Here is a 25,458-nt window from a genome sequence, read left to right as displayed (position 1 = left end):
GGATAGAAATGACATGAAATTGTTAAAGGTAGCGCTCTTCAGTGGACTAATGTTAAGCATGGCACCGAGCTATGCGGCTGATCAGGAAGAGGTAAATTTATACTCTGCGAGAAAAGAACAGTTAATCAAGCCATTGCTGGATAAGTTTACAGAGCAAACCAATATCAAAGTAAATCTCGTCACAGGTAGCGCGGATGCACTATTGAAGCGTCTTAGTCTGGAGGGTGATAAGTCGCTGGCTGATCTGCTAATCACAACAGATGCTGGTCGCTTGTATCGCGCGAAAAGTGTCGATGTATTGCAGTCAGTAGATTCTGAGGTTTTAAATAAAGCCGTACCAGAGCACTTACGTGATCCGGAATCTTACTGGTTTGGGCTCTCTGTTCGCGCTCGTCCAATCTTTTATGTGAAAGGTAAAGTTGTTCCTTCAGAGTTATCTACTTATGAAGCATTGGATGATGAGAAGTGGGCAGGACGTGTATGTATTCGTTCATCCGGTAATATTTACAATCAGTCGCTAGTGGCCTCACTGATTGCGGCGAACGGTGCTGAAAAAACTGAAGCATGGGCAGAAGGTTTCGTTAAGAACTTTGCTCAACCGCCTAAAGGTGGAGATCGTGACCAAATTAAAGCAGCTGCTGCCGGAATTTGTGACATTGCCGTAGCTAACACCTACTACTACGGCGGCATGTTGACAAGTGGTGATCAGGATCAAATTGATGCTGCTAATAAAGTCGCTATTTTCTGGCCTAATCAGGAAGATCGCGGCACGCACGTTAATGTGAGTGGAATTGGTATGACTAAAGCGGCGAAAAATGTTGATCAGGCGAAACAGTTGATGGAGTTTTTAGTCAATGCTGAATCGCAGGCATGGTACGCAGAAGTGAATAGCGAATTCCCTGTATTAGAAGGTGCTAAGTGGGGTGATCTAATGAAAGAGTGGGGTGAGTTCAAAGCTGACCAATTAAATCTATCAGTATTAGGTGAAAACAACGCTGATGCAGTAAAATTAATGGATCGCGCTGGTTGGAGATAATACTCTAACAAGCTTTGGCCCTCCGGAGTGGTTCGGAGGGCTTTCGTTTATCAGCTAATCATGCAAGGTAGAGCAATTTGCACAATGGATTGATCGGTATCAGATCATGGTGGGTCGTGTTGATCGGCTTACTGATGGCGTTACCTGTGTTGGTGGTTTTGGGTTTTGTGCTTCAGCCCTTTAATCAAAACTGGCAACACCTGTATGACAATCTGCTTGGTGAGTACATCAGTAACTCCTTAATACTGATGTTAGGCGTGACTGTGGGTGTTTTATCCATGGGCATCATAACGGCGTGGCTCACTTCAACCTGCGAATTCCCCGGTCGAAGACTGCTGTCTTGGTCATTACTATTACCGCTTGCGATACCTGCTTACATCATTGCTTATACCTATACCGGCGTGTTGGATTTTGCTGGTCCTGTGCAAAGTCAGTTACGGGAATGGTTTGGCTGGCGATACGGTCAGTACTGGTTTCCTGAAATCCGTTCAATCGGCGGTGCCGTCGCGATGTTATCGCTGGTACTCTATCCCTACGTTTATATGATGGCGCGTGCTGCTTTTCTTGAGCAGTCTGTCTCTGTGTTGGAAGCTAGCCGCACATTAGGAAATACCCCGTTTCAAGGTTTTATGCGTGTAGCACTTCCGCTGGCACGTCCCGCCATTATTACTGGCCTGTCACTGGCGCTCATGGAGACATTGGCGGACTACGGCACCGTTCAATATTTCGGTGTTACCACTTTTACCACCGGAATTTTCAGAACCTGGTACGGCCTTGATGATAGTGTCTCTGCTGCACAGCTAGCGTCGCTATTACTCAGCTTTGTGGCGATCTTGATTTTGCTGGAGCGTTACTCTCGACGAAAAGCACGTTTTCATAGTACCTCTAATAAAGAGCAGCGTGGGCAGCGCTACACCCTGAAGGGTTGGCCTGCATTTTGGGCAACCTTGTCGTGTAGCTTGCCAGTTATTTTTGGCTTCTTAATTCCGGCCAGCCAATTACTGTATTGGACACTAACAACAGCGCAACACACCTTTACGTCTGATTTTGTCGTGTTAACGACTAATAGTGTCATGCTTGCCGCTATTGCTGCGGTGGTTGCTGTCTGTTTTGCTTTGTTATTAAGTTATGCTAAGCGTTTACTGGGAACGCCGATGGTAAAGGGTAGTGTTGCTGTCGCCTCCATGGGGTATGCCGTTCCCGGGACTGTTATTGCGGTGGGTGTTATGCTGCCTCTGGCGTGGATAGATCATACGATTGACCAATGGCTTACTGAGTACTTTGGTATATCGAGTGGTTTGTTGCTGTCAGGTACGCTTTTCGCGCTCATCTTTGCCTATACGGTGCGCTTCTTGTCAGTGTCGATACAGGCTGTCGATGCCGGTTTAGGTAAAATTAAACCGTCCATGGATGATGCTGGCAGAAGCCTCGGTTTATCTCCGTTTGGCGTATTACGCAAAATCCACCTGCCAATTATGAAAGGTACCGTCCTGACCGCATTATTATTGGTATTTGTGGATGTCTTGAAAGAGTTGCCGGCAACTTTAATTCTACGACCATTTAATTTTAATACACTGGCAGTACGCGCTTATGAAATGGCGTCAGATGAACGCTTGGCGGATGCCGGAGCACCATCGCTAATGATTGTGATGGCAGGCATCATTCCGGTTATTTTATTAAGTAAAGCAATTGCTAAAGCACGTCCCCGAGGAGCAGCAGAGTGAGTGTGTTGACACTGGATAAAGTATCGCTGGCTTACCAAGATAAGCAGGTGCTAAATGAAATTTCACTGACGCTGGAAGAGGGTGAGATTGCCTGTTTACTGGGGCCAAGTGGCTGCGGTAAAACGACCTTGCTGCGAGCGATTGCCGGATTTAAATCGTTACAGTCCGGTGAGATAAAGTCCTCACAACACCTGCTTAGTTCTGCTAACCATACTCTACCAACCGAAAAGCGCAATATTGGCATGGTGTTTCAGGATTTCGCCTTATTTCCTCACCTGAGTATTGGGCAGAATATTTGTTTTGGTATTCGTCATCAAAAGAAGGCGGAGAAACAAGCGCGACTCAATGAGTTGTTGGAATTGGTCGGTTTACAAGGCTATGCGAATCGATACCCACATGAGTTGTCAGGCGGGCAGCAGCAGCGAATAGCACTTGCCAGAGCGATGGCTCCCCGACCACGATTGCTATTGTTGGATGAGCCATTTTCCAGTATGGATGTGGAATTACGGGGTACGCTTGCCAAAGAAATCCGCAGTATCTTAAAACACGAAAATATCACTACTGTCATGGTCACACATGATCAGCACGAAGCTTTTAGTATGGCGGACAAGATTGGCGTGTTGAATGATGGGCATCTACTGCAATGGGACGATGCCCGAATGCTTTATCATTATCCTAAAACTGCCTTTGTGGCGCGCTTTGTCGGTCGCAGTAACTTTCTGGAAGGCACTATCACAGAGCAGGGGGTTGAAACGGCGATGGGGGTCTTATCGACCACCGCTGCAGAGTCGTTTTCATCTGGTGATAAAGTTAAGGTGTTGGTACGTCCTGAGTATGTTCAGCTTAGCGTCTCATCAGCGATTCAGGCAGAGCTGGTATCTCGTCAGTTCAGAGGCGGATATTACATGTACACACTGCAACTAAGCTCCGGTGAGCAGTTGCAGGTATTGCTGTCTTCTTTGGCAAAACATCAGCTAGGTGAGTCTGTTGGTATCGTATTATCGACTGATCGTTTGAGCCTGTTTCCAAGCGATAGCTGCGCAACAACATAAAGCCATTTTAAGCGGACTTAATCGCAGCGAAAACGAACTCTTTTGTGACAATTCTGTTATACTTCTATCGATGTATTTTAGGAAGCGTCTTAGACAAAAATTATGGCCGAATTCGCAAAAGAAATAATACCAATAAACCTTGAAGATGAGATGCGTAAATCCTATTTGGATTACGCGATGAGCGTTATTGTCGGGCGTGCTTTGCCTGATGTACGCGATGGTCTCAAGCCAGTTCACCGTCGTGTTTTATACGCGATGAATGTGCTCAGCAACGACTGGAACAAACCCTACAAAAAATCGGCTCGTGTAGTCGGTGATGTTATCGGTAAATACCACCCTCACGGTGATACTGCGGTTTATGACACCATGGTTCGTATGGCGCAGCCATTCTCCATGCGTTATATGCTGATTGATGGTCAGGGTAACTTTGGTTCCGTGGACGGTGATTCACCCGCTGCGATGCGTTATACCGAAGTCCGGATGTCTAAACTGGCGCATGAGCTTCAGGCGGATCTTGACAAAGAAACGGTTGATTTCATCGAAAACTACGATGGGTCTGAATCCGAGCCTGCTGTCTTCCCGACGCGACTTCCTAACCTGCTGGTCAACGGTTCCTCCGGTATCGCGGTAGGTATGGCAACCAATATTCCACCGCATAACCTGACCGAGGTGATTAACGGTGTATTGGCGCTGCTTGATAATCCTGAAATGGATATTAATGAGTTGATGGAATATATCCCCGGCCCAGATTTCCCAACACACGGAATCATCAACGGTGCTGCGGGAATTAATCAGGCATACCATACGGGACGCGGTAGTATCCGTATTCGTGGTGTTGCTGATTTTGAACAAGATAAAAACGGTCGTGACCGCATTGTCGTGACCGAATTGCCGTATCAGGTAAACAAAGCTCGTTTGATCGAAAAGATCGCTGAGCTTGTTAAAGAGAAAAAGATTGAAGGTATTTCCGAGCTGCGCGATGAGTCTGATAAAGACGGTATGCGCATGGTGGTTGACCTTAAGCGTGGCGAAGTGCCGGAAGTTGTGCTGAACAACCTCTACAAGCACACCCAGCTACAATCCAGTTTTGGTATCAATATGGTGGCGCTGATCGATGGCCTGCCAAAACTACTAAATCTGAAAGAAATTCTTGCAGCCTTTGTCCGTCACCGTCGTGAAGTAGTGACGCGCCGTACTATCTACTTGCTGAGAAAAGCCCGTGAACGCGCGCATATCTTAGAAGGATTAGCGGTTGCGCTGGGGAGTATCGACGAAGTCATTGCGACAATTAAAGCGTCGGCAACACCTGCTGATGCGCGAGCGGCATTACTGGCCAAGCCTTGGTCTGCTGAAATCGTGCTGGAAATGCTGCAAAGAGGTAACTCTTCTGATGCACGTCCGGAAGATTTGCATCCTAAATACGGGCTTAAGGATGACGGTTACTGGTTGTCTGAAGCACAGGTTTCAGCAATTCTTGAGTTACGCTTACACCGCCTGACAGGTCTTGAGAAAGACAAGATTCTGGATGAGTATCGTGAGATCCTGAATCGCATTATCGACTTCTTAGACATTCTTTCAAGCCCTGAGCGTTTGCTTCAGGTAATCCGTGACGAGTTAATCGAAACACGTGATCAGTACGGTGACGATCGACGCACTAAGATTAATACTATTGGTGAAAACCTCGGCATGGAAGACTTAGTGCCTGATGAAGAGGTTGTAGTCACTCTGTCGCATGCAGGATATGTGAAGGCGCAATCGATGGATGTGTATCATGCGCAGCGTCGTGGTGGTCGAGGTAAGGCTGCTACTAAGATGAAAGATGAAGACTTCATCGAGAAGTTATTCATTGCCAGCACACACGATACTATTCTTTGCTTCTCAAGTCGGGGTCGTTTGTACTGGCTTAAGGTTTATCAATTACCTATCGCCAGCCGAAACTCTCGTGGCCTACCGATGGTGAACTTGCTACCGCTGCAGGAAGATGAACATATACAGGCTGTGCTGCCAATTCGTGAGTATGAAGATAATCGCTTTATCTTTATGGCGACTGAGAACGGTACGGTTAAGAAAACTGATCTGAAAGCATTCTCTAACCAGCGTGCATCCGGCATTATTGCTATTGACTTGCGTGATGATAATCAGCTGGTTGATGTGGCGATTACTGATGGTGAAAGCGATGTAATGATGTTCACTAGTAACGGTAAAGCAATCCGCTTCAACGAGAATGATGTGCGTGGCATGGGTCGAACGGCTGCTGGTGTACGCGGTATCAAGTTGGAAGAGGGTGCTAAAGTTAATGCACTGCTTATTCTGACTGAGGGTCGCTTATTAATGGCGACGGAGCACGGCTTTGGTAAGCGAACTGAAGTGGATCAGTTCTCAGTACAGAAACGTGGCGGTATGGGTGTTATTGCAATCCAGACTTCTGAGCGTAATGGTAATGCGGTAGGTGCGGTTCAGGTCGATGACGAAGATGAAATCATGCTGATTTCTGATGGCGGTACATTGGTTAGAACAGCAGTTAAAGACGTTTCTGTCACCGGTCGAAATACGCAAGGTGTGACGCTGATCAAACTGGGTAAAGGTGAATTGCTGACTCAGGTTGAGCGTATTGCCAAGATGGAAGGTGATGATGACGAGGAGTTAGACGAAGAGAGTAATCCTATTGCCCCGGATGACGCTTCAGCAAAATCACCAACGGGTGAAGCCACAGTCGAAACAAGTACTGATGAGTCCGCTGAGAATGCAGATTTAGGTGATCAGGCTGCAGGTGATAGCTCAGATAACGACGAATAGGCCGACCATTCTTTTACAGGGATACATATGAGCCGTTGTTACAACTTTAGTGCGGGGCCGGCTGTCTTGCCGGAAGCCGTACTACAACAAGCACGCGACGAAATCATGGACTGGCAGGGAACTGGCATGTCCGTGATGGAAATGAGTCATCGTGGTAAAGACTTCATGTCGATTGCTGACCATGCAGAGACTGCCTTACGCCAGTTATTGCAAATTCCCGATCATTACAGAGTGCTGTTCTTACAGGGTGGTGCTACCACACAGTTTTCCATGATACCGATGAATCTACTGCAGCCCGGTGCTTCAGCGGACTATATCGATAGCGGAATCTGGGCAACTAAGGCCATTAAGGAAGCACGTAGAATTGGTGGCAATGTACGTATCGCAGCCAGTGGTGAATCGCAAAATTATATGCAAATGCCTGCGTTTTCGAGCTGGGATTGCGATAAAAGTGCTGCTTATATTCACTACACCTCGAATGAGACGATTGCAGGTGTTGAGTTTGCTGGCACGCCGGACATTGCGGATGTTCCTGTGGTGTGTGACATGTCTTCGAACATTCTCTCTCGTCCGGTAGACGTTAATAACTTTGGTTTGATCTATGCCGGAGCTCAGAAGAACATTGGCCCTGCCGGCTTAACGATAGCGATTGTGCGCGATGATTTAATTGGTCATGCCGGCGCAAATGTTCCGTCAATGATGGATTATTCGGTTTATGCCAAAAACGACTCTATGTTTAATACGCCACCAACTTATGGCTGGTATCTGGCGGGGCTAGTGTTCGACTGGTTGCTGGCGCAGGGTGGTTTAACGGTCATGGAAGCGCGTAATCAGCAGAAAGCAGCCAAGCTATATTCCTATATCGATGAATCAGATTATTATCGAAATATCGTAGCTATGGATTCACGTTCCATCATGAATGTGACTTTCTTATTGGCTGATGAATCCAGGGAAGCTGAGTTTTTATCACAGGCTGAGCAGCATCAGTTGATGAATCTGAAAGGGCACCGGATTTTGGGTGGCATGCGGGCGAGTATCTATAATGCAATGCCAGAGGCTGGCGTGGATGCATTGATTGACTTTATGAAAGAATTTGAGCGGACAAGTACATGAGCGAAGAGGGGAAACCAACCTCCATGGATTCAGTAGATTCCAAGGATGCGGAAAAGGCAGTACTGACTAAACTCGGTGGAATACGGGATCGTATTGATGCAATCGATAACCAAATTCTCGGTTTGCTCAGCGAACGAGCACACTGTGCTGAAGAGGTTGGGGAAACCAAGCGGGAAGCGGGTGAAAAGAATATCAAATTCTATCGTCCGGAACGTGAGGCACAAATCCTTCGTAGAGTCACCGAGTTAAATCCCGGGCCGTTGGCCGGGGAGCGTGTCACCGCAATCTTCCGTGAAATCATTTCTTCTTGTCTGGCGCTGGAACAGCAAATCAAAGTGGCTTATCTCGGTCCGGCTGGCACCTTCACAGAAGCGGCGGCGCAAAAACATTTTGGTCAGGCGGTAGGTACGCTGCCATTTATGTTGATTTCTGAAGTGTTTCGCGAAGTGGAAGCCGGAACAGCAGACTATGGTGTTGTGCCGATTGAAAACTCTACTGGTGGTGTGATTTCGCATACATTGGATAGGTTTGTTAGTTCTCCACTAAAGATCTGCGGCGAAATACATTTAGCGATTCACCAGAATTTAATGAATAAAACCAAGGATATGAGTGGCGTTACGCGCATTTACTCACATGAGCAATCCTTGATGCAATGTCGTGACTGGTTAGATAGAAATTACCCGGGTGTTGCACGGATCGCGGTTGCAAGTAATGCTGAAGCAGCGCGTCTGGCCTCTGAGGATCCTAAGTCAGCGGCGATTGCAGGTGAAAATGCCGCATCACTTTATGATTTGAAAATCATTTCACCACATATCGAAGACTCACCGAATAATGTCACTCGTTTTCTGGTGATTGGTAAAGAAGATGTGCCAGCAAGTGGTAATGACCGTACCTCCATTTTGATATCCACTCACAATGGCTCTGGTGCTTTGTATCATTTATTAGAACCACTTAAGCGACATGGTTTGGATATGACCCGTATTGAGTCACGTCCGGCACCTGACACGCATTGGGATTACTTCTTCTTTATGGATCTTAACGGTCATATTAGTGAAGACGCGATGCAAGCTGCGTTGGCTGAATTGGATGATGAAGCTGAGTACATTCGTGTGCTGGGTTCCTACGCCAAAGCGATTTTGTAAGAGCTGATATGATTAAAAAGTTAGTCATATTTGGTGTTGGATTAATTGGTGGCTCTTTGGCCTTAGCCTTAAAGCGTGCGAATTATTGTGAAGAAATCGTTGGTTGCAGTCGTCAGGCATCAGGCTTAGAAAAGGCTGTTGAGCTTGGGGTTATAGACCGCTACACACTCGATCCGGCAGAAGCGGTAAAAGATGCTGACATGATCTTGTTAGCGGTGCCAATGGGTGCGATGGCCTCAGTGTTATCAGCTATCAAAGGACATACTTCAGCGGATGCGGTGATTACGGATGCGGGTAGCGCCAAGGCAAGTGTAGTGGCGGCTGCAGAGTCTGTTTACGGCACTGTTCCGGAAAACTTTGTACCGGGTCATCCCATTGCAGGTGCGGAGAAAAGTGGCGTAGAAGCAGCTTTGATTGATTTATATGTTGATCATAAAGTGATTGTTACACCACTAGCTCACACTAGTCGCGATGCTGAGCTGCGTGTCATAGCAATGTGGGAAGCGGCAGGGGCTGATGTTGAGAGTATGGATGTCGAGAACCATGATCGTGTATTGGCAGCAACTAGCCATTTACCACATGCACTGGCTTTCGCACTGGTCGATACCTTATCTCGTTCTGAAGTCTCAGAAGATATCTTCCACTATGCTGCCGGAGGTTTCCGTGACTTTACGCGCATTGCCTCCAGTGACCCGGTGATGTGGCGAGATATCTGTCTGGAAAACCGTGATGCTATTCTGGAGTCTATCGAAGCTTTCCAGAAAAATTTAAGTAGTCTGCATGACATGGTTGCTGAATCAGACAGTAGCGGCATTATGGATATGTTTAGTCATGCAAAGTCTGCACGCGATGCGTATCTGAAAAAACAGTCCTAAGTATCCCTTAATCGTTAGTCACTCATTGGGCGATATGCTCATCTGCCAGATCGCATTGTTTATTCGATGTAATGTTGTGGTTCACCCCACTTGTTATACTAAGAGGGAGTTGTCACCGGCTTTGGTGAACTTTTCTTCTGGTAGATACTTCAAACGAGTATGGGTGCTTTTTTCCGACAAATATTTCTCTTAGTTTGGTTGGCCGGCTTTATTTATAGTCTGGTGAGCATCGCTGAGCATTGGGATTATGATATTAATCCGCCTGATATTGAGCAAATGTTGGCCCAACGGGTAGAGCCAGCTGTGCTTCAACAGTCCGTTGAAGATGCACTTCGGGCTGAAGAGTATGATGAGGCGCGCTCTTTGCTTGCCATCGGTAAACGCTACAATCACGCACTCGACTATCCGGCTTATGAAAATTACCTGTTAAAGCATGACACCACAGGCGCTCGCTTAACTAAAAATGTGAGCGGATTTGCTGAAGGCTTTTTATCTGGTAAGGGGGCAGATATGTCAGGGGTTGCCGGTGCTTTAGCAGCAGACTTCACCGTAGTGGGGGATGTGCGCGACCTTAGCGAACAATATAGCCGTTACCAGCAGGGCTTACCGGTCAATCAATTGATTACATCATTAGCAGGTGTTGGCGTTGGTCTGACGGCAGCCAGCATAGGATCTTTAGGTGCTGCTGCACCGGTTAAAGCTGGTGCTTCCACACTCAAACTCGCTACTCGTATGAACAGACTTAGCCGAAGTTTTCGTGATGAACTGACTGTGATGGCTGGCAAGGTGTTTGATTGGCAGCAATTTCTCCGGCAGAGTAAAAATGCTGACCTGAGCAGTATTAGCCGAATCGCTAAGCAAGCATATAACCCTCAGGCTGCCCGTCAAATTAGCGCATTAGCAGAGCAAGCCAATGGGATTCGTAAGAATACCTCCGTTGCTGACAGTATTCATCTTTTACAATATGTCGATAATACTGCTGACCTTAATCGGGTGCATCGGGTGACTGAGCGTTATGGTATCCATACCCGGGGTGTGTTTCGTCTGTTAGGCAAAGGTGCCATTCGAGGTGTCAAAGCGCTACGGATTACACTGGAATTATTGATCAGTATTACCTCGAGTCTTTTCTTTGCCCTGTTGTTTATTGTAACGATTGGTGGTGATAAGAAGAAAACTGAGGAAGTGACTTGATATTGACTGTCAACTATAGGCTATTCTTAAAGATCTCTTGTGATATAAATAATCGATTGCAGCAATAAATTATTCCCGTTATAGTGTATTAAAATTATTCTAATTAGGCTTGCTGTACTTTATATAGGGAATATATTGACTGCTTCTAGCAGTCTTCTTAATACGGATCATTAGGTAGTTTCAAAATAGCCTTCATCACACATGATGTAAGGGGTTACAACGTGGCTAAAAAACAACGTGGTTCAACACGTCAAAATTTATTTCTCTGGATTGTCGGCGGCGCAATTACGTTATTGGTAATTTTCGTGTTGATTGGTGTCGTGCATGTGTTACAGGTTGCTGAGAACGGCTCAGTACTTAAGCACTTAGAAACTACTGAGCAATTTCTTTATTGGGAAAACTCACCGTCCAGCAGTGGAGAGTCAGCTGCTTTATCTCTTTTTGACGGTTATGTATCAAAAACACTGACCTTGTTTACTGTAACGATTGGTGTGCTATTCGCGACTCTTATTTTGCTGCTAGGCATCCTGATTTATCAAATGTATCTTCGAAGTCTTGATTTGAAGAAGATTGATCTCTGGCGGGAAACCGGTTTCCTTTGCGAGCGATTGGAGTTTCTACCGGCAAACCGCGTAAAGTTAAATAATCTTGAATTAGAGCTCAATAAAACACAGATCGAAAGTCTGCGAAAACTGGCACACAATCGTGTAATCGGCAAACCTCTGCATTCACTGGATATGGGTGATCATGCCGTTCAATCCATTAAGCGGCTTAGGGAAGAGTTAGGCGCTAAATTTATTGAGAAAAGTTTGGTTAAAGTCAGAAGAAGGGAAGGTTATTGGCTTGAGGTAGATGCTACCGGTATCCACGGGCTTTGATTTTTACAGACTGAATGACATGTAATTTTGGGATAGGCGAGTAGTACTCGTACTATCCCGGTTTAAACTCAGATGTTTATTATGATTCTTGCACGGCTCTGTTATCAGTTCATTTTTACTGCAGAGTAAGTGATCGTCCAACCTTTCTGTTTTATTTTCTGCAGGGCGTTCGCCTCGCATTTTTCTTTGGTATCCCCAACCCCGGATATTGTTCCCGATGAGTACTTAAGGGTCTCTACATCTCTGAATAGAAATCTATCGATTTGTTCTTTCTTGGCTTTGTAGCTTACCTGGCAGGAACCAGCGTGTGCATTTGTGCTGAGTAATAGTACGCAAGCGATTAAGCCATACCTTATTGTTTTCATGGGTAGCCCCTTTTTAATGTTTAAAATTTATTCTATTTTCCGTCGGCTGAATAGGAACTGTCTCGCCCAAAGTATTCCTATAGATTTTTCTTATTCATCAGCCGACGTTCTTTATTCTCTCACTTTTTCGCAATGTTATTAAATTACATCCTTGAAATCAGGGGCTGTCATCCAATAACAGGATATTTTTTAGCCACTGCTATTCAATCATAAAATAATTTTATTGCCTATCACGTCATCATTATTCAATCGCAACCAAAAGACTACCGTGTAACAGCGAGCAATAATTTTCAGGTGATTTAATAACGTTGGATTTTCGAGGGGTAGCAGTAGAGACTTATTTCGTCGCTGGTTTTTAATACATTTGTATCATCAGTTGGCCGATAGTCTTTATTACTACCAAGAGGAAGAACAACAATGTCTAAGCAATATAACTTTCATGGGACCGGGGAGAATCTGGTGATTAATGGCCAGCTGATTGATTCCAACCACAAGAGCACGGTGTATCTATCTGGTCACTTCCGTTTTCTAAGCTTCTACGATCTGGGTAGTGAAGAAAGCCCGATTGAGGTGCTTCCTGCACCGGATCAAGAGCTTGTGATCAATCGTTTAACGGTTAATGATTGCCGTCATCTTAAAATTAGTGGCATGGATAGAACAGAAATCACCGGTCTATCCAGTGATGTTGGCTTTCATCCTGAGTTGCCTATGGTCATGCTAAATGGTGAGCATTGCCTTGTAGAGGGGTTACGAGTGTTTACAACAGAGAACACGGATTCCTGGGAGGAACGCACTTGGTTGGAGGAAGCCCGTAACGGGATCATCTTAGATGGTGAATACTGTTATGCTCGGTTTAATAAAGTTTTCAACGTTCGCACGGGTATCGAGGTAAGAGCAAAACATGGCTCAGCCATTGCTAACCGCGTGTCTAATTTCTTTAATGATGGCATGCGAGCCTTGGCGGATAACGTCAAGCTAGCCAATAACTACATTATGTTTTCCAAGAGCTGTGGAAGTGACAAAGTCCACTCTGACGCTATTCAAATGTGGAATCATGAAGCACCAAGTCCGGACGAGGGTGTGTTGAGTGGCGTTTCAGTCCTCTATAACTATATCTGGAATCGTTCAGATCTGCCGGGAGCACGCATGATGCAGGGAATTGGTTGCTTTAACGGTTTGATGAAGGATGGGCAGGTTGTAGGCAATATTGTGGCGACTGATCATTATCACGGTATCACCTTGGGGATGGCAAAAAACTCAGTGATTGAGGAAAACCTGGTATTTAGTCCTCGCCCGGATGTGCGTAAGAGCTGGATTAAAATTGGTACTAATAAGCTGAAACGTTTTAGCTCTGAAGGAAACCGTATTGCGTTTAATGAGAGTGCGCGCTTTATTTATGAGCCGGAAATGGTGAAACACGTTATTGCTAATAACACTACCAGTACGCAGCACCTGGCAGAGTTTCAGGATGCCAGGTGGGCTGAAAAAGCAGTGGCATAGTTCAAATCCAGCAGGGGGTAAACGATATGTTTTATAAAATTAAGTTAAATAGCAGTAATACAAATGCAGTCACTCAGGCCCAGAGTATGTTAAGCGGTTTGGGCTATGTACTTGCAATTGACGGTAAGTTTGATAAAAAAACGCAAGCAGCTGTGATGGCGTTTCAGTGGGAAAACCAATTAGTTGTCGATGGAATTATTGGTGAAAAGACCTGGAAACTACTGACGCTAATGGGAAGTCACTTTTTGGATCAATCATCAAGCCGCTACCTGGCAGAAAGCGATCTTGTCGCGGCTGCTGAGCGTTTAGGGGTTGAGTTGGCTGCGATTAAAGCGGTCAATGAAGTGGAGTCAGCAGGGACTGGTTTTCTGAATAATCACCCGAAGATCTTATTTGAGCGTCATGTGTTTTGGAAGCGCTTGATAAAGCACGGTGTCGATCCAGCGCTTGTTACGATTGGAAATGAAGATATCCTGCAGACAAAGAGTGGTGGATATGAGGGTGGTGTTAGTGAGGTTGCCCGTCTTGAAAGAGCGAGCGCTATTCATGCCACTGCTGCTTTGGAGTCGGCTTCATGGGGGCTGTTCCAGATTATGGGCTACCACTGGAAAGCACTGGGCTATGACAGTGCGGAGGTATTTATGCAGCGTATGAAGAAGAATGAATCAGAGCAGTTAGACGCCTTTATTCGTTATATCGAAGTCAATAACTTGGCAAAGTGGCTGCGCCTTAAACCGGGTCAAATCAGTCTGTCACTTAAAAATTTCGCAGGATTTGCGTATCGCTACAATGGGCCTGCTTATAAGCGATATAAGTATCACACCAAGATGTTATCGGCGTATCAGAAACACAGCGTCACCGTCACTGAAGAGTTGGCAATATTGCCACAAGCGGCGTGATAATCGGGCATACAGGGGATAGCGTGTTTTGCTATCTCCTGTTTATTTCACCAAAGTTCAGTTTGCTTAGGTTGCCTATTCCAAAGCGTGATGGCTGGAATCTCAGGACGTTGCTGATGAATCTGCTCTGAGAACCATCGTGCTAATTCCGGTGCATGTTCATTGCCCGGCGTATGAAAGAATAAATATGGTGTTTTGCCTTCATCAACCCATTGCAGCGTTTTATTCACCCATGGCAGCAATGCCTGATAAGACAGTGCCGGATCATGTGGCCCCATAAAGCGTACCAGAGGGTTGTCTGCGGTAGCGATCACATGAGTGGGGACTTTCGGCTTATCATTAAAGGCAGCGATAGTGTCAGGGTCATCGGCATAATTTGCAAATAAACATCGGGTATCAAAAATAACTCGATTAGCCTGATGCTGTATCAATATTTGGTTCAGGGTTTTTTCATCTTGCCCCTTATTAAAGAAATGCTTGTTTCTCACTTCAACGCCGTATTTTAGGTGTTTGGGTAATCTGGCCAGAAAGGTACTGAGCGAGCTCAGTTGGGCCGGTGAAAATTCCTGACTGAGCTGCAGCCACACTATTCCAATACGGTGCTCTAGTGGTGCGATTCGCTCAAGAAACTCCTTGGCCAGATACTCACAAGCTAACAGTTGTCCACTGTGGCTAATGGAGCGAGGAAACTTGAAGCAGAACTGATAATCATCCGGTGTCTGTAGCGCCCATTGCTTGATCGTCAGCTCACTCGGAAGTCCATAAAACGTGTTGTTACCCTCAACAGAAGAAAAATGTTTAGAGTAGGCCGATAGTGAATCGTCTTTGCGATGATCCGGTGCATACCACTTGTCATGATGCCATTGGGGAAGGCCGATTTTATAAGGACGAATGGGTGTTGAGTTTGTCACTGCTTCACACCCCACGTCGGTGAAGCCGTCTTTAACGGCCCGGCAGGATATGGCCAAAAGGCATCTGCTCCCTGGATCTGCAATGGGAACTTAACTCGGTGAGCGTTTCCCCAGCTGGTAGCTTCAATCACATCACTCACATCATGTTCTGTTTCCGCGGCAAAATGATTATCGTCAGGTTTGCTTGGGTGAGACATTAATAAGCAGGCTGTTCTGGCCAATGAAAGGCGGGCAGAATAGATTTCTCCATGAGTCCGGCGTCGGTTCAGAGCATGAATAACCGACGCTGCCATCAAGTAGCCAGTCCCATGATCCAGCGCTTGTACGGGTAATGAAACGGGTTGTTCAGCACCCGCTTGTTTCATGCCATAAGCTGCTATACCACAACTCATTTGGACGACACTGTCAAAGCCACGGCGTTTTGCCCATAGCCCGGTCCAACCATAGGCGCACAACGAAACATCAATTAATTTGGGATTGATGCTGCGCAGAGACTCGGAATCATAACCGAGATTATTCAGTGCGTCAGGGCGATAGCCATGGACCAATACATCAGCTTGAGTGAGTAATGTTTCAAATTGCTGCCGATCCTGTTGTTTGTTTAAGTCCAAAGCTGCGCAACGTTTGCCTAGCGTGACTTCAGGTGCTGCGGCTGGCTCGTCCCATTCTGGTGGGTCTATTCTTAAAACATTTGCCCCATATCCAGCCAGAAATCTTGTGGCAACCGGGCCTGCCAGAATTCGCGTCAGATCCAGTATTTTGATTCCTTCGAGTGGGCGAGATGGGTTGAGTGAACAGGAATCAGGTTTGCATATGTCCAATAATTCCCAATGTATTAATGGTTCGAGCGATACCGCCTTACCCTGAGGGTGACTCATCCATTCCTCGGGTGTATACATTGTGGCTGAACATCCTCCGGCTTCTACCACGGCATCGGCTAAAGCCTCAGAAGACCATTTGCGGGCTGCTTCAGTGACTGAGTTCCGATCATCAGTACAGTCCAACACTGATAACGCAGCGGCCTTGTGTGCTTTAGCATTGGTGTGCAGTCTGACCCAGCCATCGCTAGTGCGGTAGTTACCCGCAATGGAGTCCCAAGGATCTGGTAATTGCCAGCCAACTTCCCGAATTGAGTGGTTAAACCATATCGATGCTAAGCGTCTATCGACAGTGACCTTATTCGTATCTTGAGTCATTCCTTGGTTTAACAACAGGCCCGCAGCAGCAATGCTATCAACTGCTAAATCACTCACAGCGTACCAGGCAGGGAGACTTTCACTTCCGGTTATCTGCAAGTTTTTTTCAGGGTCAGCCAGAGTGATATTGGGAAAAGCGTGGATGATTTCTGAAAAGTGCAGGGTGTTCATAGTGATGCCTGTGTCATGTGCTGAGTGGGTCAATACCTCATCATAACGCTCGTATGCTTGTCGATGCCATAAAAAAGGCGCCCGAAATAGGGCGCCTCTACTAAGTTTGAGCTAGGCTGAAAAGTTATGGAATTGCATCCAACTCTTCATCAGCTTCCTCATCTTTAGCAGGTGGTAGCAATGTCTCACGCGTTACACCCATCATCAGCAAAGAGCTACTTGCTACATAGATAGAAGAATAAGTACCGATCACGATACCCACGATCATTGCGATTGAGAAACCATGAATGATTTCTCCACCAAAGAAGAACAACGATACCAATACAAGTAATGTAGTAAACGAGGTCACTAAGGTACGTGACAAGGTCTCATTAATAGAGGTATCAATCGATTCATCGGTTTCTGCTTTTCGTAGCTTGAGGAAGTTCTCCCGTATTCGGTCAAACACCACGATGGTATCGTTGAGTGAGTAACCGATGATCGCCAGTATGGCGGCTAGTATGGTCAGATCGAACTCAATACCTGTTACCGAGAAGAATCCAATTGTCAACACCACGTCATGTAGCAAAGCAATGATCGACCCCACTGAGAAGCGGAACTCAAATCGCAAAGCGATGTAGATCAAAATACCACCCAGTGCCAACAGCATGGCAATACCACCCTGATCCCGTAGCTCGTCACCAATCTGCGGACCAACGAAGTCGACACGCTTCATCACGACATCAGAGGATTCAGCCTGCAGTGCTTTGATAACATCGTTACTGACTTTACTTCGATCAGCATTTGGTTGATCCGGCAGGCGAATCAGTACATCTTGCGCCGTACCAAATGGCTGCACTGCAGCGTCGTAACCAGCTGTCGTCAGTGTTTCACGAATCTGAGTGATGTTAGCGTTTTCCGGGTAACCTACCTGAATAACTGTACCACCCGTAAAGTCGACACCTAAGTTCAATCCACGTGTCACCAGTGACCCAACAGAAATCAGGATCAAAATGGCGGAGAAGATCATCGCGATCTTTCGCTTGGCCATGAAGTTAATATGTTTTGTTAGAAACATGGTCCGCTTATCCTATATTGAGTTTTTCGACACGACGGTTGCCGTAGATCATATTGACAATCACACGTGTACCGAAGATTGCGGTGAACATGGATGACAATATTCCGATCGCCAAGGTAATCGCGAAGCCCTTGATGGGGCCAGTTCCCATGCCGTACAACACAATCGCTGCGATAAACGTAGTGATGTTTGCATCGGTGATGGTTGAAAATGCTTTCTCATAACCTGAGTGGATCGCATTTTGTGGACTCATTCCTGCGCGTATCTCTTCTTTGATTCGCTCATAGATCAGTACATTAGCATCCACCGCCATACCAACGGTCAATACGATACCTGCAATACCCGGTAGTGTCAGTGTTGCCTGTAGCAGTGAAAGTACCGCAACGATCAGAATCAGATTGAGACTCAGTGCTAGATTTGCCACGATTCCGAAGACACGGTAGTAAATCAGCATAAAGATCAGTACTGCGATCAAGCCATAGATAACGGAGTTGAAACCTGCTTCGATGTTATCAGCACCTAAGCTTGGGCCAACGGTACGCTCTTCAACGATGTAGACTGGAGCTGCCAGAGCACCTGCACGCAGTAGTAGTGCAAGGTCATGTGCTTCTTTTGGTGAATCCAGACCAGTGATTTGGAAGTTTGAACTCAGTTGCTCCTGAATACGTGCAACATTGATTACTTCCTGCTTGTTCACAGTCTTCTTGACGATATTACCGTCAGCATCACGACTTACGTCAGTCTTGCTCTCGATGAACACAACGCCCATTAGCTTCTGCACGTTAGCACCGGTAGCACGTTCAAACATGCGAGCGCCTTTACCGTCTAGTGTGATACTAACTGCAGGTTGGTTGTTTTGATCAAATGTGGCCGATGCATCGGTAATAAAGTCACCCGTCAGCATCACCTGACGTTTCAGCAAAATCGGCGAACCACCACGCTCTTCATACAGCACAGAACCGATCGGTGTACGCTTATTCGCTTGCGCATCGAAGGCATTGTTTTCTTCATCTACCATGCGGAATTCGAGTGTTGCCGTTGCACCCAGAATCTTCTTTGCTTCTGAAGGGTCCTGTACACCCGGTAACTGAACAACGATCCGCTCAAGACCTTGTTGCTGAATGATAGGCTCAGCGACACCAATTTCATTTACACGATTACGCAGTGTGGTGATATTTTGCTGTAGCGCCAGCTTTTTGATATTGCTGAGGTTGTCTTCAGTAATAGCCGCTCTCAACGAAGCGCCTTTAGTTGCGTCTACCTGCTCGATGCTTAACTGGTTTTGGTACTGACGAGTCAGCTTTTTAGAGGCTGCATCCAAGGCCGCCTGATCCTTAAACTTAATCGTCAGGGAATCATCAGCTTCGCGGATAACACCAAGGTATTTGAGCTTTTCATCAACCAGATAGCCTCTGATCTCCTCTTTGTAGCGCTCCACCCCTTTGTTCAGGGCGGCTTCCATGTCCACTTCCATCAGGAAATGCACACCACCACGAAGATCCAAACCAAGGTACATTGGCTTAGCACCTGCACCACTTAACCAAGACGGTGTGGTCGGTGCGAGGTTTAAGGCAACTGCGTATTGGTCTCCCAAGGATGCTTTTACCGGATCGACTGCCGCGAATTGTGCGTCAGTGTCGGCGAAGTGCACCATTAGCTTGTTGTCTTTGTTTTCTACCTTCTTGATATCAATACCGGCATCATTCAGTGACTTGGTAATGGTCTCAATTTCTGTACCGACAAAGCGCTGATCCGTATTGGTTAGCGAGATTTGAAGTGCAGGATTAGAAGGGTAGAGATTCGGAAGGGCATACACCATACCAATCACGCAAACCGCGACTAGTAGCAGGTACTTCCAGGTTGGATTTTGATTCATTGTTATAATCCGAATATGCAAAAGCCCTGAACATATTCAGGGCTGTGTCGATCATTAATAGAAATTACAGGCCTTTCATGGTGCCTTTAGGCATCACTGTTGCGATTGCCTGACGTTGTACTTTGATCGTCGTTGTGTCTGATACACTCATTTCGATAAAGTTATCACCAAGGTTGGTGACTTTACCGATGATGCCGCCGCCAGTAACTACTTCATCGCCTTTGCTCAAAGACTCAATCAGCGCTTTATGTTCTTTGGCACGTTTCTGCTGTGGGCGGATGATCATGAAATACATGATACCGAAAAAGATAGCCATCATGATGATTAGCTGTAGCCCACCACCCTGAGGTGCTGCTGCGCCTTCTGCCATCGCGTCTGAAATGAAAAAGTTCATACTGTTCTCCAATTAAAATGTCGTACTAAATGTGTTAACACTCGCGTCCGGCAAGTGAGTTAATTTGCGGCATAGTATGCCATATTCTTTGCCAGGGTTTTTATGCATTTTCCCAACTAAAGTTCAGTACTTCAGCCAGAGTAGACGCCCCTGTCGCTCGCATTAATAAACGATCCAGCCCAATAGCGACTCCGGAACATTCAGGCATGTCCGCCTCCATCGCAGCCAGAAAACGCCGGTCCTCCGGTACAGCTGTGATTCCCAATGCTTTTCGCGCCTCTAGTTCTTTTTCCAAAACTGCTTGATTCGCTGATGCATCTGTTAATTCCTGATAGCCATTCGCCAGCTCTAATGACCCTATGTACACTTCAAATCGCTTGGCAATCTGTGTTGATGACCTGTCAGAAATTGCTTCGGTTTTTGCTAAAGCACTTTGTGAAGCAGGATAGTCATAAACGAAGGTAATACGATCATTATCAAAATCTGGTTCTATACAATGTGTTAATAGCAGATCCAGCGACGCCTGACGGTCTAATTCCCCCTGAAACGATGGTACCCGCTCCACAACGCAACGTTGTAGCGCTTCACTCGCTATGGTATGGGGGTTAAAGCCCAAATTATCAAGGAATAAGGACTCATAAGTCTGATATTTACTGTCAGATTTTAGATCCGGTAGTATTTCCCGAAACAGCTGTTCAACCTCATTCATCAAATCTGCAAGGTCAAAGCCAACCCGATAATACTCCAACATGCTGAACTCAGCATTATGATGAGTTGATAAAGGCTCATTTCGCCAAACTTTACAGATCTGATAAATATCGCCACTGCCCGCCGCTAGCAAGCGTTTCATTGCGTATTCCGGCGATGTGTGAAGATAACGCTTCAGTCGACTGATCACGACCTCGAATGAGTCGATAAAAGGATCTGTATTGGCAGCTTGTGATAGGGCAGGTGTTTCAACCTCCAGCACATTACGCTGATAAAAAAACTCCCGAATCGTTCGTAGCATAGTGGCACGTGCAATTCGGGAGTTTTGATCGGCTTGAGGCTGCCATTGCATAAGGTTTAGGATTCTTTAGCGCGTGACAGGTACTCACCTGTGCGGGTATCAATTTTCACCATTTCGCCTTCTTCGACAAACAGAGGTACTTTGATTTGAGCACCCGTTTGTACGGTAGCGGGCTTAGTTGCACCTTGCGCGGTATTACCCTGAACGCCCGGAGCACATTCGGTAATTTGCAGCTCAATAAAGTTTGGCGGAGTAATTGACAGAGGCTCACCATTCCATAAAGTCACGATGTAGCTCTCTTGTTCTTTTAGCCAGTTCTTCACATCCGCAATCGCGGTGTCTGATGCCTGATACTGCTCAAATGATGTTGGTTGCATGAAATGCCAGAATTCACCATCGGTATAAAGGTATTCAGCATTCACTTCCATTACATCAGCAGCCTCGACTTTTTCGCCCGACTTAAAGGTTTTGTCGACGACACGGCCAGTTTTCAGGTTGCGGATTTTAACACGGTTGAATGCCTGACCTTTTCCAGGTTTCACGAATTCATTCTCAACAATGTTATAAGGATCCCCGTCCAGCATGAATTTAAGCCCACTCTTGAATTCGCTGGTATTGTAACTAGCCATTGGTATAACTCCTGAAAAATCAATCGCGATATAATAACCGGAAAACGCTACCAAACCTATGCTTTTTAAGTCTTTACAGTCTGTAAAATTCTGTTGGCTTTCCGTCGAACGGTCGTCGATTGTCATCGGCTCAGTGGTATAGTTGAACCAATAAATAATAAAAAATTCACGGAGGTGACTATGAGTCAGCTTTCTAGTCCGGAAAAAAAGAAAGCAGAAGCGGCCTTATTAACGACGGTTTCTCAAGCTAAAGACTGGGTTCAGGATTTACCACTGACCAATATGGGCGAAGTAACGCGTGTGTTGTACCAAAGTCTGGTTGCGATTAATCAACACCCATTGGCACCTGCGACTCGTATCGATATCACCGAAGTGTTGTTGTCTTACGTGAATATTGCGCTTGAGAATCTTGATCGTCACTTCTCGACGCGCTCCTTCCCACTGCCAGATCGTAGTCAAAAGGTCTTCGATCTTAAGCAGGCATTGCAACTTGAGTTGGCAGGGTCTTATCAGCTCGCAGCATTAGATATGCTCACCCGCGGCAGCATCAATCATAAGCGTTTAACGATTGCGATTGGTCGTGCGATTAGTTATATGGGACGTACTTTGGTGAACACTTATGGTGTTTACGTTAAAGGTAAACGTAATGTCTGGCATGACGTACATCACCTGTATTTATTGGCCTGTGAAAACAAAATAGAAGACAAGGTTGTTCCCAAAGCATCGGGTGACAGTCAATATGACTCATTCACGATTGAAGCTTTTTATAAGTTATTTAATCTTGTTGCGCTTGGCGCGCCAAACAGTCTGAGGCAAGGCGAGATCGATCGTCTTGAGCGTTTCTTTGCCACGATGGTCGCTAGTGTGTCCATACTGGATGATGTAGATCATATCACTGGTGATTACGCACATATTGCTTTGTTAAATAGTGATGAGCCTGCCGCACTCATGCCCGTGAGTGAGGTGTTGAACTCACCGACTAGTCGTATTTTTGATGTTAGTAACATCGAAACGGTGCTCAAAGATTTCATCAATATCACTGCAGATGCCAGTTTTGGTTTGCATCAGGATCAACCGATGCTGAACCGTGGTTTAGCCAAGCGATTACTCAAGGCTCTGACCAGTGCGAGCAGCCGAAAAAATAAACGTTTTGAGCGTGAAGAAGTAGCGAGTCTGGTGTTCCGCTTGAATGATGTCGTTTCAGTTGTGGCAGCGAGTGGCACTAATCAGGACGAGGATGAAGATACGGCAGAGTCTGAAGACGATCTTTATGAGCAACTCGCGTTTGGGGATGGCCCTTCTAGTCCTTGGGTTGAAATGAATGTTGAAGCGTCATTTGATGATAGTGATGCAGAAATTCAGCCTTGGCATATCGATAACAGTAGTTCACGTGGATATGGCTTACGACAGAAAATTGTGGGTCCGTCATCGGCACGCGTTGGTGAAATTCTTGCTATTCGAGACCCATCGGATGAGTCAGAAAACTGGCAAGTCGCTGTCATCCGTTGGATGGACTTTTATCGGGATCGTGGCTTGTGTTTTGGCGCTGAAATTTTATCACCCCGTGCGGTCAGTATTTTAGTCAAAGAAATCACCAATCGTGAAGCGCCGCAACGGTTCCCGATAGCGGGACTGAAATTGCCAAAGGTCGAAGGTGTCAGAGAAAAGCCAAGCTTAGTGCTCCCGGGTCATATGTTCTCAGTGGAAGATATATTAGTCATTGAAGTCAATAATGCTGAAAAGCAGTTTCAAATCACAACGATAGATGAATGCCTTGGAAGCTTCTCATACTGTGATTATGTGGTACTTGATGCTGCGGAAGAAGTTGAGGAAGAGAGTGACTTTAGCGGTGTGTGGGACTTTATCTAAATAACCGCTGTGTTAGCTGTCAGGAATGACAGTTCATCACCTAACTTGATTCGATAGTCCGTCCGGAAGCTGCGGGCTATTTCTGATGCTATTAGTTTGTAGGGTATGCAAAAGTCTCCCCTACACATTCTGATCGTCGGCCTTTCTGTGCCGCAACACGCAGCCTTAATCAGTGATTGTAAGCGGGTAGACAACACTGTGCGTATTAATGAGCAGCCTCTCAGTGCATCTGAGTTCAAGTCTGTGCTTCTGAAAAGCTCAGTCGATACCATCTTCATTAAGCGAAAACCTGAAGCCAGTTTGGATAGTCTTTATCCTGTCCTGAAAAAAAACAATCCTGATTGCATTGTCGTGGAGCTAATCGAGCCTCCGGTCTCACTGCTTCAAGCTGATGAGTTGATCGACCTGCAAAGCTGCAAAATTATTTTTGACAGAAGTCATGCCGAATTTTATCTGGCATTGCAGTTCGTTATGCAGTACACGCGTCTTAAGATCGATTTTCGCCGGTGTAAATCACTGCTCTTTTTATCGGAGCGACGCGCATCAAGGTTGGTCAATAGTAGTAGCGTGGCGATTGCCTACTTGCACCAAGGTAAAATTCTTCATGCGAACATTCCGTTTTTAGTGATGTTTAAAGCTGATTCTGTAAAAGAGTTTAAGCGTTTTCCGCTACTTAAGTTGATCGATGATGAAGAGCATAAGATCTTCGCGAGTTACTTATCTGAAGTCAGACAATCACCAGAGTATAAAACAGAGCTAACGCTGACCTTAAAGCGTGTTACGGGCGCTCCGTTTTATGCAAAGGTTTATGTGTCACCCGTTGTGATTCGGGACCAGCGTTGCTACCAAATGTGGGTAGAAGAATTACCACAAGATTCTAAGCCGGAAATGATCCCTGTGGCGAAGTCATTGAACGTCTGGGATATGCCAATGGAGCAATCAGACACGATACAGGTAAACCCATTCGATCGTGTACTTAGTAAGTCCGGTGATCAAAAGTATAAGGAAACCAATGTTGATGTGATGCTGGATGCTTTGCAGCATGATGAGTTGGTTCAGTTACGTCAAAAAGAGCTCTATGTCAGCGGGCAAGGCGCTTTAAATTATGTGCTGCTCGATCTGGACGTCATGCCGGATGAATTCAAAAAGATAAATACGCTGTTAGGAAAAATGCCTGAAGTGTCCTCAAATCCTAAGATATACGGACAATTCTGGGATCAGTTGTTGTATCGAATGGTCTGTGATGAGTTACTGCATGAAAGCAGTAATGAGCGGGTGTATCTGGTTAATTTGAGTGTGGGCATGATCACTGATACAGAGTCGGTGATGTGGTTGTTTAAAATGTTACAACTGCTCAAGAGTAAGAGCATCCAGTTGATGTTACTGGTTGATGCCCAAATTTCTATGAATAGAATTCCGCAGACTCAAAAAGTGATCGATGTGCTCAGGAGAAGTGGTTGTAAAATTGCATTAAATAACTTTTCAGTGGATACCACACCGTTGTTTTTATACCGGCGTATACAGCCTGAGGTTGTATTCTTAGACTCAGAGTGGCTGGATGTTTTGAAAGAAAAACCTGACGGCAATATGTTTTTGTCCAGGTTCGTTCAGCAAATAGAAGGAAGAGGGGTTTCAGTGTTTATTCCTCATGCAATTCAGAAATCTCAGAATAGACTGCTCGTACTGTCAGGTGCTTCCTTTGGTCAGGAAAAAACTGCTCAGGATTGTGCCTAGACGTACAATTGTGCCATAGCAAGTTGCATAACAAAAAATAA

Annotated in this window: 21 protein-coding genes; 13 read left to right on the top strand and 8 right to left on the bottom strand. The window is 45.8% G+C overall.

Translation table 11 applies throughout. The annotated features are described in order from the left end of the window. Positions 1 to 13 precede the first annotated feature (13 nt). The 9 genes from DKW60_RS06520 to DKW60_RS06480 all read left to right on the top strand — a co-directional run bounded on the left by DKW60_RS06520 (position 14) and on the right by DKW60_RS06480 (position 11,807). A complete protein-coding gene (locus tag DKW60_RS06520) occupies positions 14 to 1,036 on the top strand; it encodes a Fe(3+) ABC transporter substrate-binding protein (protein WP_109836847.1) in 1,023 nt (340 codons plus the stop codon). 77 nt (positions 1,037 to 1,113) lie between these two features. After that, positions 1,114 to 2,760, top strand: a complete 1,647-nt coding sequence (locus DKW60_RS06515; RefSeq protein WP_342767111.1) for an ABC transporter permease — start codon at positions 1,114 to 1,116, stop codon at positions 2,758 to 2,760. After that, positions 2,757 to 3,812, top strand: a complete 1,056-nt coding sequence (locus DKW60_RS06510; RefSeq protein WP_219988655.1) for an ABC transporter ATP-binding protein — start codon at positions 2,757 to 2,759, stop codon at positions 3,810 to 3,812. Before DKW60_RS06515 ends, DKW60_RS06510 begins: the two co-directional genes overlap by 4 nt. A gap of 102 nt (positions 3,813 to 3,914) precedes the next feature. Beyond that, complete coding sequence (gene gyrA, locus DKW60_RS06505) at positions 3,915 to 6,608, top strand: DNA gyrase subunit A (RefSeq protein ID WP_109836846.1); 2,694 nt, start codon at positions 3,915 to 3,917, stop codon at positions 6,606 to 6,608. 27 nt (positions 6,609 to 6,635) lie between these two features. After that, on the top strand, positions 6,636 to 7,721 hold the full coding sequence (gene serC, locus DKW60_RS06500; protein WP_109836845.1) for a 3-phosphoserine/phosphohydroxythreonine transaminase: 1,086 nt from the start codon (positions 6,636 to 6,638) through the stop codon (positions 7,719 to 7,721). Beyond that, on the top strand, positions 7,718 to 8,863 hold the full coding sequence (pheA, locus tag DKW60_RS06495) for a prephenate dehydratase (RefSeq protein WP_245929604.1): 1,146 nt from the start codon (positions 7,718 to 7,720) through the stop codon (positions 8,861 to 8,863). The genes serC and pheA overlap by 4 nt, the downstream gene beginning before the upstream one ends. A gap of 8 nt (positions 8,864 to 8,871) precedes the next feature. Further along, positions 8,872 to 9,738: a prephenate dehydrogenase/arogenate dehydrogenase family protein gene (locus DKW60_RS06490; protein WP_109836844.1), complete on the top strand. Its 867-nt coding sequence runs from the start codon at positions 8,872 to 8,874 to the stop codon at positions 9,736 to 9,738. A 159-nt stretch (positions 9,739 to 9,897) separates the two neighbouring features. Continuing rightward, the gene (locus tag DKW60_RS06485) at positions 9,898 to 10,929 is read left to right on the top strand and encodes a hypothetical protein (protein WP_109836843.1); all 1,032 of its coding nucleotides are present in this window, start codon (positions 9,898 to 9,900) and stop codon (positions 10,927 to 10,929) included. 221 nt (positions 10,930 to 11,150) lie between these two features. Then, a complete protein-coding gene (locus DKW60_RS06480; RefSeq protein WP_109836842.1) occupies positions 11,151 to 11,807 on the top strand; it encodes a hypothetical protein in 657 nt (218 codons plus the stop codon). A 104-nt stretch (positions 11,808 to 11,911) separates the two neighbouring features. On the opposite strand, the gene DKW60_RS06475 is transcribed toward DKW60_RS06480, so the two are convergent. After that, positions 11,912 to 12,172: a hypothetical protein gene (locus tag DKW60_RS06475; RefSeq protein ID WP_109836841.1), complete on the bottom strand. Its 261-nt coding sequence runs from the start codon at positions 12,170 to 12,172 to the stop codon at positions 11,912 to 11,914. 417 nt (positions 12,173 to 12,589) lie between these two features. Between DKW60_RS06475 and DKW60_RS06470 the strand changes: the two genes are divergently transcribed. Next, positions 12,590 to 13,672, top strand: a complete 1,083-nt coding sequence (locus DKW60_RS06470; protein ID WP_109836840.1) for a hypothetical protein — start codon at positions 12,590 to 12,592, stop codon at positions 13,670 to 13,672. Positions 13,673 to 13,698: 26 nt separating this feature from the next. Next, the gene (locus tag DKW60_RS06465) at positions 13,699 to 14,571 is read left to right on the top strand and encodes an N-acetylmuramidase domain-containing protein (protein WP_109836839.1); all 873 of its coding nucleotides are present in this window, start codon (positions 13,699 to 13,701) and stop codon (positions 14,569 to 14,571) included. A gap of 47 nt (positions 14,572 to 14,618) precedes the next feature. Here the strand turns inward: DKW60_RS06465 and DKW60_RS06460 are convergent, their stop codons facing one another. From DKW60_RS06460 to efp, 7 genes are all read right to left on the bottom strand, one after another. Beyond that, positions 14,619 to 15,482, bottom strand: a complete 864-nt coding sequence (locus tag DKW60_RS06460) for a DUF72 domain-containing protein (RefSeq protein ID WP_181389603.1) — start codon at positions 15,480 to 15,482, stop codon at positions 14,619 to 14,621. Continuing rightward, positions 15,479 to 16,849 carry a CoA transferase gene (locus DKW60_RS06455; protein WP_109836838.1) on the bottom strand — a complete coding sequence of 457 codons (1,371 nt, stop codon included), beginning with the start codon at positions 16,847 to 16,849 and terminating at the stop codon, positions 15,479 to 15,481. Before DKW60_RS06455 ends, DKW60_RS06460 begins: the two co-directional genes overlap by 4 nt. Positions 16,850 to 16,973: 124 nt before the next feature. After that, positions 16,974 to 17,906, bottom strand: a complete 933-nt coding sequence (secF, locus tag DKW60_RS06450) for a protein translocase subunit SecF (RefSeq protein ID WP_109836837.1) — start codon at positions 17,904 to 17,906, stop codon at positions 16,974 to 16,976. 7 nt (positions 17,907 to 17,913) lie between these two features. Then, a complete protein-coding gene (gene secD / locus DKW60_RS06445; RefSeq protein WP_109836836.1) occupies positions 17,914 to 19,782 on the bottom strand; it encodes a protein translocase subunit SecD in 1,869 nt (622 codons plus the stop codon). Between the two features lie 64 nt (positions 19,783 to 19,846). Continuing rightward, positions 19,847 to 20,176, bottom strand: a complete 330-nt coding sequence (gene yajC / locus DKW60_RS06440; RefSeq protein ID WP_109836835.1) for a preprotein translocase subunit YajC — start codon at positions 20,174 to 20,176, stop codon at positions 19,847 to 19,849. Between the two features lie 100 nt (positions 20,177 to 20,276). Beyond that, positions 20,277 to 21,236 carry an EF-P lysine aminoacylase EpmA gene (epmA, locus tag DKW60_RS06435; RefSeq protein WP_109836834.1) on the bottom strand — a complete coding sequence of 320 codons (960 nt, stop codon included), beginning with the start codon at positions 21,234 to 21,236 and terminating at the stop codon, positions 20,277 to 20,279. 5 nt (positions 21,237 to 21,241) lie between these two features. Then, positions 21,242 to 21,814, bottom strand: a complete 573-nt coding sequence (gene efp / locus DKW60_RS06430; RefSeq protein ID WP_109836833.1) for an elongation factor P — start codon at positions 21,812 to 21,814, stop codon at positions 21,242 to 21,244. A 180-nt stretch (positions 21,815 to 21,994) separates the two neighbouring features. Between efp and DKW60_RS06425 the strand changes: the two genes are divergently transcribed. Beyond that, positions 21,995 to 23,683: a hypothetical protein gene (locus DKW60_RS06425; RefSeq protein ID WP_109836832.1), complete on the top strand. Its 1,689-nt coding sequence runs from the start codon at positions 21,995 to 21,997 to the stop codon at positions 23,681 to 23,683. 105 nt (positions 23,684 to 23,788) lie between these two features. Further along, positions 23,789 to 25,417: an EAL domain-containing protein gene (locus DKW60_RS06420; protein WP_109836831.1), complete on the top strand. Its 1,629-nt coding sequence runs from the start codon at positions 23,789 to 23,791 to the stop codon at positions 25,415 to 25,417. Positions 25,418 to 25,458 lie beyond the last annotated feature (41 nt).

This window comes from Leucothrix pacifica (assembly GCF_003172875.1).
Taxonomy (GTDB): domain Bacteria; phylum Pseudomonadota; class Gammaproteobacteria; order Thiotrichales; family Thiotrichaceae; genus Leucothrix; species Leucothrix pacifica.
This window is presented reverse-complemented; position numbering and strand designations above follow the sequence as displayed.